The organism is Kitasatospora herbaricolor (genome assembly GCF_030813695.1).
Taxonomy (GTDB): Bacteria; Actinomycetota; Actinomycetes; order Streptomycetales; family Streptomycetaceae; genus Kitasatospora; species Kitasatospora herbaricolor.
This window is the reverse complement of sequence record NZ_JAUSVA010000002.1, coordinates 3,654,988-3,669,591: the sequence shown is the minus strand read 5'-3', so window position 1 is coordinate 3,669,591 and position 14,604 is coordinate 3,654,988. Positions and strand designations below refer to the sequence as shown.

Annotated in this window: 12 protein-coding genes and 1 pseudogene; 5 read left to right on the top strand and 8 right to left on the bottom strand. The window is 74.5% G+C overall.

The window, feature by feature from the left end; genetic code table 11:
* Positions 1-293 precede the first annotated feature (293 nt).
* The 6 genes from J2S46_RS16325 to J2S46_RS16300 form a co-directional block, all read right to left on the bottom strand.
* Positions 294-2,069, bottom strand: coding sequence for an acetyl/propionyl/methylcrotonyl-CoA carboxylase subunit alpha (locus J2S46_RS16325; protein ID WP_191289753.1), 1,776 nt, complete (start codon positions 2,067-2,069; stop codon positions 294-296).
* A 228-nt stretch (positions 2,070-2,297) separates the two neighbouring features.
* Positions 2,298-3,047 carry a hypothetical protein gene (locus J2S46_RS16320; RefSeq protein ID WP_191289754.1) on the bottom strand — a complete coding sequence of 250 codons (750 nt, stop codon included), beginning with the start codon at positions 3,045-3,047 and terminating at the stop codon, positions 2,298-2,300.
* Between the two features lie 165 nt (positions 3,048-3,212).
* On the bottom strand, positions 3,213-3,812 hold the full coding sequence (locus J2S46_RS16315; protein ID WP_191289755.1) for a nucleoside triphosphate pyrophosphatase: 600 nt from the start codon (positions 3,810-3,812) through the stop codon (positions 3,213-3,215).
* Between the two features lie 62 nt (positions 3,813-3,874).
* Positions 3,875-4,000 carry a morphogenic membrane protein MmpB gene (gene mmpB / locus J2S46_RS16310; RefSeq protein WP_266323152.1) on the bottom strand — a complete coding sequence of 42 codons (126 nt, stop codon included), beginning with the start codon at positions 3,998-4,000 and terminating at the stop codon, positions 3,875-3,877.
* Between the two features lie 117 nt (positions 4,001-4,117).
* Positions 4,118-4,336, bottom strand: coding sequence for an acyl-CoA carboxylase epsilon subunit (locus tag J2S46_RS16305; protein WP_191289756.1), 219 nt, complete (start codon positions 4,334-4,336; stop codon positions 4,118-4,120).
* Between the two features lie 23 nt (positions 4,337-4,359).
* Positions 4,360-5,949, bottom strand: a complete 1,590-nt coding sequence (locus J2S46_RS16300) for an acyl-CoA carboxylase subunit beta (RefSeq protein ID WP_190213074.1) — start codon at positions 5,947-5,949, stop codon at positions 4,360-4,362.
* 291 nt (positions 5,950-6,240) lie between these two features.
* On the opposite strand from J2S46_RS16300, the gene J2S46_RS16295 reads away from it, so the two are divergent.
* From J2S46_RS16295 to J2S46_RS16280, 4 genes and pseudogenes are all read left to right on the top strand, one after another.
* Positions 6,241-7,155, top strand: a complete 915-nt coding sequence (locus J2S46_RS16295; protein WP_191289757.1) for a biotin--[acetyl-CoA-carboxylase] ligase — start codon at positions 6,241-6,243, stop codon at positions 7,153-7,155.
* A 185-nt stretch (positions 7,156-7,340) separates the two neighbouring features.
* Positions 7,341-8,453, top strand: a complete 1,113-nt coding sequence (locus J2S46_RS16290) for an adenylate/guanylate cyclase domain-containing protein (RefSeq protein WP_229912654.1) — start codon at positions 7,341-7,343, stop codon at positions 8,451-8,453.
* A 384-nt stretch (positions 8,454-8,837) separates the two neighbouring features.
* Positions 8,838-9,965, top strand: a pseudogene (locus tag J2S46_RS16285) (GGDEF domain-containing protein); the annotation flags it as partial.
* 925 nt (positions 9,966-10,890) lie between these two features.
* Positions 10,891-11,253 carry a hypothetical protein gene (locus J2S46_RS16280; RefSeq protein ID WP_191289758.1) on the top strand — a complete coding sequence of 121 codons (363 nt, stop codon included), beginning with the start codon at positions 10,891-10,893 and terminating at the stop codon, positions 11,251-11,253.
* Between the two features lie 213 nt (positions 11,254-11,466).
* Here the strand turns inward: J2S46_RS16280 and fdhD are convergent, their stop codons facing one another.
* Positions 11,467-12,342 (bottom strand): formate dehydrogenase accessory sulfurtransferase FdhD, encoded by an 876-nt coding sequence (gene fdhD / locus J2S46_RS16275; RefSeq protein ID WP_191289759.1) that lies wholly within the window; start codon positions 12,340-12,342, stop codon positions 11,467-11,469.
* A 143-nt stretch (positions 12,343-12,485) separates the two neighbouring features.
* On the opposite strand from fdhD, the gene hutH reads away from it, so the two are divergent.
* Positions 12,486-14,069: a histidine ammonia-lyase gene (gene hutH / locus J2S46_RS16270; RefSeq protein WP_191289760.1), complete on the top strand. Its 1,584-nt coding sequence runs from the start codon at positions 12,486-12,488 to the stop codon at positions 14,067-14,069.
* 42 nt (positions 14,070-14,111) lie between these two features.
* Here the strand turns inward: hutH and J2S46_RS16265 are convergent, their stop codons facing one another.
* On the bottom strand, positions 14,112-14,561 hold the full coding sequence (locus tag J2S46_RS16265; RefSeq protein WP_191289761.1) for a hypothetical protein: 450 nt from the start codon (positions 14,559-14,561) through the stop codon (positions 14,112-14,114).
* Positions 14,562-14,604 lie beyond the last annotated feature (43 nt).

The following is a 14,604-nucleotide window of genomic DNA, read 5'->3' as shown; positions in this document are numbered from 1 at the left end:
CCGTGCCGGGACCTCGGTGCGACGCGCCGTCAATCTAGCGGAAGGGTGGGGCGCGGGCCGAGCCGGAGCATGACGGCAGCGTGAATTCGGCCGGAAGCAGACGTCGCCGGGGTGCGTCGGGCGGTGGTGCTCACCCGTCGTGCCCTCCGGCGCCCGGGCCCCGGGACGGCACGGACGGCAGCCCCGGACGGCATGGACGAGAGCCCCCGCCGCTACGGACGGCAGCCCCGGGAACGCCGGAGCGGCCCGCACACCCGGAGGTGTACGGGCCGCCCGACGGCGCGGATCCCGCGTCAGTTGTCCTTGATCTCGCAGAGCGCCGCGCCACTGCTGACGCTCGCACCGACCTCGGCCTTCAGACCGACGATGGTGCCGGCCTTGTGCGCGTTCAGCGGCTGCTCCATCTTCATCGCCTCCAGGACGACGATCAGCTCGCCCTCCGCGACGACCTGGCCCTCCTCGACGGCGACCTTGACGATGGTGCCCTGCATCGGCGACGCCAGGGTGTCACCGCTGACCGCCGAACCGGCCTTCTTGGCGCCGACCCGGCGCTTGGCCTTGGCACCCGCGGCTGCGCCGGCCGGAGCGGCCGAGACACCGAGGGACGAGGGCAGCGAGACCTCGATCCGCTTGCCGCCGACCTCGACCACCACGGTCTCGCGGGCGTCGGCCTCGTCGGCCTCGCCGCCCGCGCCCGTGAACGCCGGGATGGTGTTCTGGAACTCGGTCTCGATCCAGCGGGTGAAGACCGTGAAGGGCCCCTCGCCGCCGTGCACCTCCGGCGCGAACGCCGGGTCGGTGACCACGGCCTGGTGGAACGGGATGGCCGTGGCCATGCCCTCCACCTTGAACTCGGCGAGCGCACGCGCGGCGCGCTGCAGCGCCTGCTTGCGGGTGGCGCCGGTGACGATCAGCTTCGCCAGCAGCGAGTCCCAGGCCGGGCCGATGACCGAGCCGGTCTCGACACCGGCGTCCAGCCGCACGCCCGGGCCGGACGGCGGCGAGAACAGCGTGACGTTGCCGGGGGCGGGCAGGAAGCCGCGGCCCGGGTCCTCGCCGTTGATCCGGAACTCGATCGAGTGACCGCGCACCGCCGGGTCGTCGTACCCCAGCTCCTCGCCGTCGGCGATCCGGAACATCTCGCGGACCAGGTCGATCCCGGTGACCTCCTCGGAGACCGGGTGCTCGACCTGCAGACGGGTGTTGACCTCCAGGAAGGAGATCAGGCCGTCCTGCGACACCAGGAACTCGCAGGTGCCCGCGCCGACGTAGCCGGCCTCGCGCAGGATGGCCTTGGACGCCCGGTACAGCTCGGCGTTCTGCTCGGCGGTCAGGAACGGCGCGGGCGCCTCCTCGACCAGCTTCTGGTGCCGGCGCTGCAGCGAGCAGTCACGGGTGGAGACGATCACCACGTTGCCGTGCTGGTCGGCCAGGCACTGGGTCTCCACGTGCCGCGGCTTGTCGAGGTACTGCTCGACGAAGCACTCGCCGCGGCCGAAGGCGGCGACCGCCTCGCGGACGGCCGAGTCGTACAGCTCGGGGATCTCCTCCAGCGTGCGGGCGACCTTCAGGCCGCGGCCGCCGCCGCCGAACGCCGCCTTGATGGCGACCGGCAGGCCGTGCTCGGTGGCGAAGGCGACGACCTCGTCGGCGCCGGAGACGGGCTCCGGGGTGCCGGCGACCAGCGGGGCACCGGCGCGCTGCGCCACGTGCCGGGCGGTGACCTTGTCACCGAGGTCGCGGATGGCCTGCGGCGGCGGGCCGATCCAGGTCAGGCCCGCGTCGAGGACGGCCTGGGCGAAGTCGGCGTTCTCGGAGAGGAAGCCGTAGCCCGGGTGGACGGCGTCCGCACCGGAGTCGGCGGCCGCCTTCAGCACCTTGGCGATGTCCAGGTAGCTGGTGCCGGGGGTGTCGCCGCCGAGCGCGTACGCCTCGTCGGCCGCGCGGACGTGCAGCGCATCCCGGTCCGGCTCGGCGTAGACGGCGACGCTGGCGATACCGGCATCCGAGCAGGCCCGGGCGACGCGGACGGCGATTTCTCCGCGGTTGGCGATGAGCACCTTGCGCACAATGGCTCCCTTCTTGAACCTCGTCGAGTCTAGGGATTACAGGGTGGTACCGGCGAGTAGCCCAAGGTGGTGAGCTATCCCACACGGAGGGTGACGCGATTGCGTGACCGGTCGGGCACGGAGCGGGACGCTCCGCAGGTCGTGGATGGTGACAGTGTCAGGCCTGGGCCTTGAGAGGTGGTCGCGCCGCCGCCCCGTCATGTCGTGGCCTTCGCCACATCCGGTCGGTCACGCGGCCACCTGGGCGGCCGGCCGGGTGGTCGCCGCGGTGGTGACGTCGGCCGCCAGTTCGACGACGTCCGGGCCGTACGCCTCCGGGCTGACCACCCGAAGGACCAGGGCGAACGTCTCGTCGGTCCCGTAGCGACGGGCCAGCCGGCGGTGGTGGGCCACCAGGTACCGGACGGCCGCGTGGTTGGAGGTCGCGGTCTGGCCCGCGATCAGGAACACCGGCCGGGTGTCCGGGCCCGCGTGCAGCCGGGCCAGCAGGACGTAGACCCGGTCGCCGGAGGCACTGGTCGCCTCGGAGCGGCGGTACTCCTCCGTGCCCACCGATATGGTGTCGCCGTAGGGCGGGTCCGGCTTGGGGACGAACCGGACGCCTGGCAGCCAGTTGGCCAGATGCGCCGCCGTGCGGTCGTTGCTGCCCGGGCCGCCGAGGCAGAACTCGGCCTTGGTGCCCAGGCCTTGGCGTACCTCGTCGTGCGCGACGACGTCGGCCTGCGCCCCGCACTCCTTCACCAAGGTCGCCAACTCCATCAGCGCGTACACGTCGTTGCGTGACACGTTCTTCGAACCGGCGGTGCCCCCACGGCGGTTGACCACCAGCAGGCACTCGGTGCGGCCGGGCATCCCGAAGAACTCGCGGACGCGCTCCAGCCGTCGCCGGCGGCGCAGGTTCTGGGCGAGCCAGCCGAGCGAGGCGCTGATCGCGGTGGCGACCAGGCCGAGCACCACGTTGAGCACGCTGTCGGTCATCCCTGCATGTCCTCTCCGGGTCGGCGGCCCGGCCAGCCTATCGGCGTGGTCCGCTCGAAGGGGCTGGATCACCGGGACAGATGTCCGGCCGCGTCTCTGTCGGAATCGGCAGCGTCGGGGCCGCCCGGATGTGTTCGGGAGCCCGGCCGGGGGCCGCCCGGCGGGTCAGACCCAGAGGTCGGTGATCCGCACCCCGAGATCGCCGAGCAGCCGGCGCAGCAGCGGCAGCGACAGGCCGATCACGTTGCCGGGGTCGCCGTCGATCCCCTCGACGAACGGTGCCGAGCGGCCGTCCAGGGTGAACGCTCCGGCCACGTGCAGCGGCTCGCCGGAGGCGATGTACGCGGCGACCTCGGCGTCGTCCGGGGTGCCGAAGCGGACCGTGGTGGAGGCGGTGGCCGAGGACTGCCGGCCGGTGGCGGTGTCGATCACGCAGTGCCCGGTGCGCAGCACGCCGGAGCGGCCGCGCATCGACTGCCAGCGGGCGAGCGCCTCGGCGGCGTCGGCGGGCTTGCCGAGCGCCTCGCCGTCCAGCTCCAGGACGGAGTCGCAGCCGATCACCAGCTCCCCGCCGGCGAGCTCGGCCGCGACGGCCTTGGCCTTGGCCTCGGCGAGCACCAGGGCGAGTTCGGACGGCGTGGCGGCGGTGACGGCGTCCTCGTCGACCCCGCTGACGACGACCCGCGGGTCGAGGCCGGCTTGGCGCAGCAGTCCGAGCCGGGCGGGGGAGGCGGAGGCGAGCACGAGGGTGCGGCGGTCGGTCATGGGCACCAGGGTAGGGGGTGCCCGCCGGCCGCCGGCCGCACCGGTGGGGGCGCACGGCCCGCTCAGAGCATCAGCAGGACGGCCATCACCAGTGCGAGGGCCGCGAGCAGCGGTCCGGCACGGCGCAGCCGTTCCTGCAGTTGACGAGTGTCGGGGGAGGGCTCGTCGCGGGGGTCTGACCAGAGCACTTCTCCAGGGTGCGCCGCGCGGCCTGCGGGGCGCCTGAGTATCCGTACTCAGGTTTCGGGGCAATCCGGGCCATCCGGCCCGGATCGCCCCGGGGTCCTACGGGTGGACGGGCCCGGTCAGCGGGCCCAGCCCGAGGTGCGCCAGACGTCGGGGCCCGGCTTCGGGGTGGTGCGCAGGCGCCGGGCGCGGTCGTTCCAGGGGGTCGCCGGGCCGGCACCGGTGCGGGCCGCCTCGGCGGCGGCCTGTGCGGCGGCGGCCCGGGCTGAGACCACCGCCAGGACGGTGGCCAGCTCCTCGGGGGTCGGCTGCCCGTGCAGCACGTGGATCGGGGCCATGCTCAATCCTCTCCCAAAGCCGCTCACAGGGGAATGTTGCCGTGCTTCTTCGGCGGCAGGGTCTCGCGCTTGCCGCGCAGGGCCCGCAGGCCGCGGACGATGTGCCGGCGGGTCTCGGAGGGCGCGATGACCGCGTCCACGTAACCGCGCTCGGCCGCCAGGTACGGGTTGAGCAGGGTGTCCTCGTAGGAGGCGAGCAGCTCGGCGCGCTTCTCCTCGGCCTGCCCGGCGGCCTCGGCCTCGGCGATCTCCCGGCGGTGCAGGATGTTGACCGCGCCCTGGGCGCCCATCACGGCGATCTGCGCGGTCGGCCAGGCCAGGTTGAGGTCGGCGCCGAGGTGCTTGGAGCCCATCACGTCGTAGGCGCCGCCGAAGGCCTTGCGGGTGATCACGGTGATCAGCGGGACGGTGGCCTCGGCGTAGGCGTAGATCAGCTTGGCGCCGCGCCGGATGATGCCGTCCCACTCCTGGCCGGTGCCGGGCAGGAACCCGGGCACGTCGACGAAGGTCAGCACCGGGATGTTGAAGCTGTCGCAGGTGCGCACGAAGCGCGCGGCCTTCTCGCTGGCCGCGATGTCCAGGCAGCCGGCGAGGTCCATCGGCTGGTTGCCGACGATGCCGACCGGGTGGCCCTCGACCCGGCCGAAGCCGGTGAGGATGTTGCCCGCGTACAGCGCCTGGGTCTCCAGGAACTCGCCGTCGTCCAGGACGTGCTCGATCACCTTGTGCATGTCGTACGGCTGGTTCGCCGAGTCCGGCACGATGGTGTCGAGTTCGAGGTCCTCGTCGGTGACGGTGAGGTCGGCCTCCTCGGGGTAGGCCGGCGGGTCGCTCAGGTTGTTGGAGGGCAGGTACGAGAGCAGGCTCTTGACGTACTCGATGGCCTCCTTCTCGTCGGCGGCCAGGTGGTGCGCCACGCCGGACTTGGCGTTGTGGGCGCGGGCGCCGCCCAGCTCCTCCATGCCGACGTCCTCGCCGGTGACGGTCTTGATCACGTCCGGGCCGGTGATGAACATGTGCGAGGTCTGGTCGGCCATCACCACGAAGTCGGTGATCGCGGGGGAGTACACCGCGCCGCCCGCGCACGGGCCCATGATCAGCGAGATCTGCGGGATCACCCCGGAGGCGTGCACGTTGCGGCGGAAGATCTCGCCGTACAGGCCGAGCGAGACCACGCCCTCCTGGATCCGGGCGCCGCCGGAGTCGTTGATGCCGATCACCGGGCAGCCGGTCTTCAGCGCGAAGTCCATCACCTTGACGATCTTCTCGCCGAACACCTCGCCGAGCGAGCCGCCGAACACGGTGAAGTCCTGCGCGAAGACGGCGACCTGACGGCCGTCCACGGTGCCGTAGCCGGTGACGACACCGTCGCCGTACGGGCGGTTCTTCGCCTGACCGAAGTTGGTCGAGCGGTGCCGCGCGAACTCGTCGAACTCCACGAAGGAGCCCTCGTCCATCAGCTCCACGACCCGCTCACGGGCCGTCAGCTTGCCCTTGGCGTGCTGCTTCTCCACGGCCGCGGCCGAGCCGGAGTGCACCGCCTCGTCGAGCCTGCGCCGTAGGTCGGCGAGCTTGCCGGCGGTGGTGTGCGGGTCGTACGACGCCTCGGTCATCCGGTGGCTCTCCCTGATCCATGGGCCGCGACCTGTCAGTACTGGGGTGAGGGCAGGGCGGCGCAACGAACTACCGTTGAGTAGCGTAGCCAGCGCGGACCGTTTCCCGTTATGGCCAGCGACACAGTGTGTTAACGAGCGTTATGCGGGACGATGGGGCGGCCTACGCGCCGGTGCCGACGCCCGCCACCATCCTGTCCCGGCCGCCCGCCGGCCCGCCGCCGCAACGCACGGGGACGCCGCCCGGCCGCCTGCGTGCCGCCGTCACCCGCGAGCCCTAGGCTCGGCCCCATGAGCGAGTCACTGAGCGAACCTGCCGACGAGTCCGCCCCCCGCCGCAGCGGACTGCGCGGCTTCGGCGGCGCGGGGCCGTCCCCCTGGACCGACCTGGACCGCCCGCCGCTGGACGCCGCCGCCCTGCGCCGCGACCTGCTGAGCCCCGGCGGCCTCTGGACCTCGCTCGACGTGGTGGCCGAGACCGGCTCCACCAACACCGACCTGGCCGCCCGCGCCCGCGAGGGCCTGCCCGAGGGCGCGGTGCTGATCGCCGAGGAGCAGAGCGCCGGACGCGGCCGGCTGGAGCGCAGCTGGACGGCGCCGGCCCGGTCCGGGATCTTCCTCTCCGTCCTGCTGCGCCCGGCCGCCGTCCCGGTCGAGCGCTACGGCTGGCTGCCGATCCTGGTCGGCGTGGCGGCCGCCAGCACCCTCGGCCGGGTCGCCGAGGTGGACGTCTCGCTGAAGTGGCCCAACGACCTCCAGGTCACCATCGACGGCACCGAGCGCAAGATCGGCGGAATCCTCACCGAACTCGGCGGCGGCGCCGTGGTCGCGGGCCTCGGCATCAACGTCTCGCTGCGCGCCGACGAGCTGCCGGTGCCCGCCGCGGCCTCGCTGGCGCTGGCCGGTTCCGCCGTCACCGAGCGCGACACCCTGCTACGGGCCCTGCTGCGCGAGTTCGCCGACCTGTACCGGGAGTGGACGGCCGCCGCCGGCGACCCGCAGGCGAGCGGACTGCTGCCCGCGTACACCGACCGCTGCGCCACCCTCGGCCGGGCCGTCCGGGTCCAGCTGCCGGGCGGACGCGAGCTGGTGGGGGAGGCGGTGGCGATCGACGGCGACGGCCGCCTGGTGGTCCGGACGGCCGACGGGACGCGGCAGCCGGTCGCGGCCGGGGACGTCGTACACGTACGGCCGGAGAGTGGCTGAGTCGCTACCCCCGGGCCCGCCCGCCCCGGGCGGATGCCCCGGATTACGCGATTTCGTGCGAACATTCCACCTGGCAGCGGTGTGAGGCGCGCCACTACCCCCTGGGGTGGGCGGTGTGCGCCACCGCCGGGGAAGTCGAGTAGGCGGGACATGAGCGAGTGCGGCGACCGCACGGGGACGGACCGGTGGCAGAGGACGGCAACGGCGGCGCCAAGGCGGATCCGGACGACCAGACGGTCGCGCTGGATCTTGAGCGGCTGATCCTGGACGCACCACGCCGCTACACCCCGTACCAGGCCGCCCGGGCCGCCGATGTGCCGATGGAGCTGGCCACCCGCTTCTGGCGGGCGATGGGCTTTCCGGACATCGGGCAGTCCCGGGCGCTGACCGACGGGGACGTGATCGCCCTGCGGCGGCTGGCCGGCCTGGTGGAGTCCGGGCTGCTGAGCGAGTCGATGGCGATCCAGGTGGCGCGCTCCACCGGCCAGACCACCGCGCGGCTGGCCGGCTGGCAGATGGACACCTTCCTGGACAGCCTCACCCAGGCCGTCGAACCCGGCCTGACCCGCGCCGATGTCGCGTACCCGCTGGTCGAGCTGCTGCTGCCGGAGCTGGAGCAGTTCCTGGTCTACGTCTGGCGCCGGCAGCTGGCGGCCGTCACCGGCCGGGTGGTGCAGGCGGCCGAGGACGCCGAGATCACCAGCGGCCGGCTCGCCGTCGGCTTCGCCGACCTGGTCGGCTTCACCCGGCTGTCGCGCCGGCTGGAGGAGGAGGAGCTCGGCGAGCTGGTCGAGACCTTCGAGAACACCTGCTCGGACCTGATCGCGGGCCTCGGCGGCCGGGTCATCAAGACCCTCGGCGACGAGATCCTGTACGTCTCGGAGGACCCGGTGACGGCCGCCGAGATCGCGCTCGGCCTGGTGGAGACGCTGGCGGACGACGACACCATGCCGGAACTGCGGGTCGGTCTCGCCTTCGGCACCGTGACCTCCCGGATGGGCGACGTGTTCGGCACCACGGTGAACCTGGCCAGCCGGCTCACCTCGATCGCGCCCAAGGACGCGGTGCTGATCGACGGCGAGTTCGCGGCCGTGCTGGAGCAGAACGGCAGCGTCGCGCCCGCGGAGCTGGACGGCCCGGACCTCGCCGACGCGATCTCGGCCGCGGCCGGGCTGCCGGTCGGGGTGGACGTCAACGCCGGGCACCGGTTCCGGCTGCAGCCGATGTGGCGCCGCCCGGTGCGCGGGCTCGGCCTGGTCGAGCCCTGGCTGCTCTCACGCCGGGTCCGCACGGACTGACGCCCGCCGGGCGGCTGCGCCGGTGCGTCCGGCGGCGCGGTCACCGGGCCCGGGAGGCGCCCGGCGCCGGCCGTGCGCCTGACGACTCCCGGCGTACGCGCAACGACTGAAGCCGTGGCGCGGCCGGACGCGTCGTCCCGGACAAATGGGGCATACGCCTGGCAGATCGCCCTAGTCTTGGGGCACCGCGGTCGTGCCCGGCCGGGGCGGGCCCGGCCCGCCGGGCCGCGACGGCGGCCACGACGGCGTCCGACCGGACGGCCGGACGACCGACCACAGGATCGAGGCGAGCCGGTGAGCGGTGAGGCCAGCGTCACGGACCGCGAGCAGTCCGCGCCCTCCCCCGACCTGCGGCTGCAGTCGGTGGTCGAGCTGGCCCAGGACATGGCCGGCGCCCTCACCCCGCTGGAGGCCGTCCGGGTCGCCGCCGTCCGCGCCACCGCCGCCCTCGACGCCACCATGGCGGCCGTCTCCGTCTGGGACCGCGAGTCCGGCCGGCTGCGGGTGCTGGTCAACCACGGCGAGCTGGCACCGGGCGAGGAGGAGCTGCCGGAGGACGAGTCCTACCCGGTGGCGGACTTCCCCGAGATCGTCACCTACCTGGAGGAGCGCTGGACCACCGGCCGGCTGCCGCGCGCCTGGCTGCAGACCGCCGAACCGGCCGAGCCGGAGGACGGCGGCGAACCGGCCGGCCACGCCCAGCCGGGCGCCGGCGCGTTCCGCCAGCACCGCGCCGCCGGGCTGCGAAGGCGCGGGCGCGAGTGCTGCCTGGTCGCGCCGATCGTGCTGCACGGCCAGGCCTGGGGCGAGCTGTACCTGGCCCGCACCGCCGGACTGCCCGTGTTCACCGAGGCCGACGCCGACTACGCCACCCTGCTCGCCGCCCAGATCTCGGCCGGCCTCGCCCAGACCGAACGGCTGGCCGACCTGCGCCGGCTCGCCTTCACCGACCCGCTCACGGGGCTGGCCAACCGGCGCGCCGTCGACGCCCGCCTGGAGAGCGCGCTGGCGGCGCACAACCGGGACCACACCGTCGTCTCGCTGGTGGTCTGCGACGTCAACGGCCTCAAGCGGGTCAACGACCAGCTCGGCCACGAGGTCGGCGACCGGCTGCTGGAACGATTCGCCCACCAGCTCTCGCTGGCCGCCGCCAAACTCCCCGGCAGCCTCGCCGCCCGGCTCGGCGGCGACGAGTTCTGCCTGCTCGCCGAGGGCCAGAAGGCCGACGAGGTGGTCGCCGTCGCCGAGGAGCTCTGCGCCCGGGCGCTCGCCCTGGCCGAGGGCGAGGGCGTGGCCTGCGGCGTCGCCTCCACCGGCGACTCGATCGGCCCGGTCACCACCCCCGACCGGCTGTTCCGGCTCGCCGACGCCGCCCAGTACCGCGCCAAGGCCGCCCGCGCCGCCCACCCCGTGGTGGCCGGCCGCAGCCACGGCCCCGGCTTCACCCCCGACCCGACCGTGCTGCTCGCCGACGCCGCCGACCCGCACCACCGCGCGGACGGCCGCGGCCGAGGCTCCGCCTCGCGGGCCGCCGGGGACCGCCGCCGGATCCGCGGCGCCGCCCACAGCGCCGACCCGGGCCAGCTGCTCACCGCCGTGCTCGCCACCCTCGACCAGGCCGGCGCGGTGCGCTCCCACCACCCGGCCGACACCCTGGGCCGGCTGGCCGGCGTGGCCGAGACCGCCGCCCGGTTGCTGGACGCGGTCGGCTGGTGGATCTCCTACGTCCCGCCGGGCTCGCACCTGATGCGCACCGTCCAGCACGCCGTGTACCGGATGACCAGCGGCCCCAGCAGCTCCCGGGCCGAGACCCAGCGGGCCCAGATCGAGGCCCCGGACGCCATCTTCGACCTGCGCCACTACCCCCTCACCCGGCGCACCGTCCGCGGCGGCTCCTTCGCCCTGCGCGCCGGCGCGGCCGGGAACGACCCCGCCGAGGAGGCCATGCTGGTGGTCAGCGGCTACCGGGGGATGGTCGCGGCCGGCGGGCAGAACGTGGCGGGCGGCTGGCTGGTCGAACTCTTCGCCGACGACGCGACCCTGCCGCTGGGTCAGGTCGCCTCCGCGATGCGGGCCCTGGTCGCGGTGGCCCTCTCCGGCCCGGCCTCCCCGCCGCCGTCCTGAGCCGGCCCGGCCCCCTGCGGCCCCGGTGCGCCCGGCCTGCTGCTCGCCCGCCGAAGTCCGTCCCCCTCCGGCCCCGCCGGACGGTCCGTGTACCGTCCGGCCGGACGGCCCCCGTGCCGGCCCCGGACCGGGCCGTCCCACGCATGAACGGGGGCGGGCCGGGTAGCCGGGGCGTGTCGGTGACCGCTCTGTTCCGGGCAGGTAGCGGTCCGGGAACAGTCGTGGCCGCAGGCCTGTCGTACCGTCGTGGCGCGTGGCACAGTGAGCGCGATCGGCGGCCAAGTGGGCCCGGCCGGATCGGGGAGATGAGTCGATGAGAGCACGTCTGGCGAGTGCGGTCCTGTCCATAACGCTGGCCTTCGGCGGCGCGGCGATCGCCGCGGCCCCGGCGCAGGCCGCGCCTCGAACGGCCGTGGCCGTGTCGGCCCAGGGAGCTCCCGCGCAGGCGGCGCAGGCCGTTCAGGGTGCGCCGGCGGCGGCCCCGGCGAGCGGCAGCACCGTGACCGTCGCGAAGAAGCACACCGAGCTGGCGAAGTCCAAGTCCAAGTCCAAGAAGAAGAAGTCGGGGTTCTTCGGCAAGCTGATCGGCGTGGTCATCGGCATCGTGGTGCTGCTGGTGGTGATCGCCGTGATCATCGCGGTGGTGCTGATGCTCCGTCGCCGCAGCCGCGACTGACGTCCGCCGGCCCGGCCGGGACGTGAGCCCGTCCCTCGCCCCCGGCCGCCCGGTCCGCCGTCCCGTCCACCGCCCGGTGGGCGGGACGGCGTCGTTCACGGAGGTGTCGTTCCGGGCACCGCGTTCCGGGCACCGCGTTCCGGCCACCGCGTTCCGGGCCACCGCGTTCCGGCCACCCGCGTTCCGGGCCGCCGGCCGGACGCCCCGCGGGCCTCAGCCCCCGTGCGCGTGCTGGTGGACGGGCGGCCCGGCGGGCGCGGGGGCCGGCCCGGCCGTCACCCGGTCGGGGCGGGTGTACACGTTGGCGCTCTCGCCGCGCAGGAAGCCCACCAGTGTCAGGCCGAGCTCCTCCGCCAGGTCCGCCGCCAGCGAGGACGGCGCGGAGACGGCGGCCAGCAGCGGGATGCCGGCCAGCGCCGCCTTCTGGGTCAGCTCGAACGAGGCCCGGCCGCTGACCAGCAGCAGGTGCCCGGTCAACGGCAGCCGGCCCTCGCGCAGCGCCCAGCCGATCACCTTGTCCACGGCGTTGTGCCGGCCGACGTCCTCGCGGGCGCAGAGCAGCCGGCCGGTGGAGTCGAAGAGACCGGCGGCGTGCAGGCCGCCGGTCGAGTCGAAGGTCCGCTGGGCCGCGCGGAGCAGGTCCGGCAGCCCGTAGAGCAGTCGCGGCGCGACCCGCAGCGGGTCGGCGGCGACCGGCCGGCGGACGTGGGTGCGGACCGCTTCGACGGTGTCGCGCCCGCACAGGCCGCAGGCACTGGTGGTCAGCAGGTTGCGGTAGGCCGAGAGCGGCAGGGCGGCGCCGCCGCGCAGGGTCGCGTCCACCACGTTGTAGGTGTTGGCGCCGTCCTCGTCGGTGCCCGCGCAGTACCGCAGGGCCGCCAGGGTGTCGGCGGTGTGCACCAGCCCCTCGCCGACCAGGAACCCGGCGACCAGGTCGAAGTCGTCCCCGGGGGTGCGCATGGTGACGGTCAGCGGTTCGCCGCCGACACGAATCTCCAGCGGTTCCTCCGCCGCCAGCGCGTCCGGTCGCGCGCCCGTCGTGTCCCCTCGCAGCCGGACCACCCGGCGCCGTGCCGTTGCTCGCCCCATCAGCTCTCCGCCTTCGCTCGCTCTGCCCCACCAGCCTGCGCCACTCGGGAGCGGACGGGTAATCCGGGGTGGCGGCGCGGATCACCCGACCAGGGTCGCGCCACCGGTTGTCATATCTTCATTCACCTGATGTGATGGTGTATATGGATATGCACAGTGCTGTGGCCCCCGACGCGCCGCTCGTCCAGGTCGGCAAGGCCGACGTCAGCGCCGAGGACGTCCTCGCCGTCGCCCGGGGCAACGCCCGGGTCGAGATCGGCCCGGACGCGCTCGCCGAGATGGCGGCCGCCCGCGCCACCATCGAGGCCCTCGCCGCCGAGCCGCGCCCCGTCTACGGAGTCTCCACCGGTTTCGGCGCGCTCGCCGTCCGCCACATCAGCCCCGAGCTGCGCGCCCAGCTGCAGCGCTCGCTGGTCCGCTCGCACGCCGCCGGCATGGGCCCGGCCGTGGAGCGCGAGGTGGTCCGTGCGCTGATGTTCCTCCGGATGAAGACCCTCGCCTCCGGCCGTACGGGCGTGCGCCCGCTGGTCGCGCAGACCATCGCCGACCTGCTCAACGCCGGCATCACCCCGGTCGTCCGGGAGTTCGGCTCGCTCGGCTGCTCGGGCGACCTCGCGCCGCTCTCGCACTGCGCGCTCGTCCTGATGGGCGAGGGCGTCGCGTGCGGCCCGGACGGCACCGAGCGTCCGGCCGGCGAGCTGCTCGCCGAGGCCGGCATCACCCCGGTCGAGCTGCTGGAGAAGGAGGGCCTGGCCCTCATCAACGGCACCGACGGCATGCTCGGCATGCTGGTGATGGCCATCGCCGACCTGTCCCGCCTGTTCACCACCGCCGACATCACCGCCGCGATGTCGCTGGAGGCCCTGCTCGGCAGTGACAAGGTGCTGGCCCCCGAGCTGCACGGCCCGATCCGCCCGCACCCGGGCCAGGCGCTCAGCGCCGCCAACATGCTCGCCGTGCTCAAGGGCTCCGGCCTCACCGGCCACCACCAGGACGACGCCCCGCGCGTCCAGGACGCCTACTCGATCCGCTGCGCCCCGCAGGTGGCCGGCGCCGGCCGCGACACCCTCGCGCACGCCCAGCTGGTGGCCTCCCGCGAGCTGGCGGCCTCGGTCGACAACCCGGTGGTGCTGGCCGACGGCCGGGTGGAGTCCAACGGCAACTTCCACGGCGCCCCGGTCGCGTACGTGCTGGACTTCCTCGCCATCGCCGCCGCCGACCTCGGCTCGATCTCCGAGCGCCGTACCGACCGGCTGCTCGACAAGGCCCGCTCGCACGGCCTGCCGGCCTTCCTGGCCGACGACCCGGGCGTGGACTCCGGCCTGATGATCGCGCAGTACACCCAGGCGGCGCTGGTCAGCGAGAACAAGCGACTGGCCGTCCCGGCCTCGGTCGACTCGATCCCGTCCTCCGCGATGCAGGAGGACCACGTGTCGATGGGCTGGTCGGCCGCCCGCAAGCTGCGCCAGGCCGTCGAGAACCTGGGCCGGATCGTCGCGGTCGAACTGACCGCCGCCGCCCGCGCGCTGGAGATCCGCCGGCAGGCCGACGGCAGCGGGCCGCTGGCTCCGGCCACCGCCGCCGCGCTCGCCGCCGCCCGCGAGGCGGGCGTGGGCGGGGCCGGCCGGGACCGCTTCCTCTCGCCGGACCTGGAGGCCGCCGCCGAGCTGGTCGCCTCCGGCGAGCTGGTGCGGGCCGTCGAGCGCGTCACCGGGCCGCTGGCCTGATCCGCCCCGCAGCGGGTGGGCCGGCAGCGGCAACGGCCGCCGTCAGGCCCACTCGCTCCGGGCGCCGGCCTCGGAGCCCCGCTCCTCGCGCTTCTCGGCCTGCGCGGCGGCGAAGTTCACCCCGACGATGCCGGCCCAGCACACCAGCAGGCCCATGAATCCGGAGGTGCCGGCGGCGATGCCGGACAGCGGTACGCCCATCACCAGGGACAGCATCGGCATCCGGCCGGCGCCGCCGAACCGGCCCCGGCGCCGGCCCGGGTGCCCGTGCGGCCCGCCCCGCGCGTACGCGTCGGCCGGCGGGTACGCCCCGGCCGGCCCGTACCCGCCGAGCCGCTCGGCGACCCGCTGCTCGACCCGCGCGTCCAGCCGGGCGTCGATCCGGGCGAGGAAGGAGTCGACGAGTTCGGACTCGAACTCCTTCCCGAGCTCCTTGCGGGCCTGCACGGCGGCGTCGAGGTCCTTCTTGAGTTCGTCCTGGCGAGTGTCCATACCGGCCACTCTGAGGTCGGCGGATCGTCAGGGTCCACCGGAC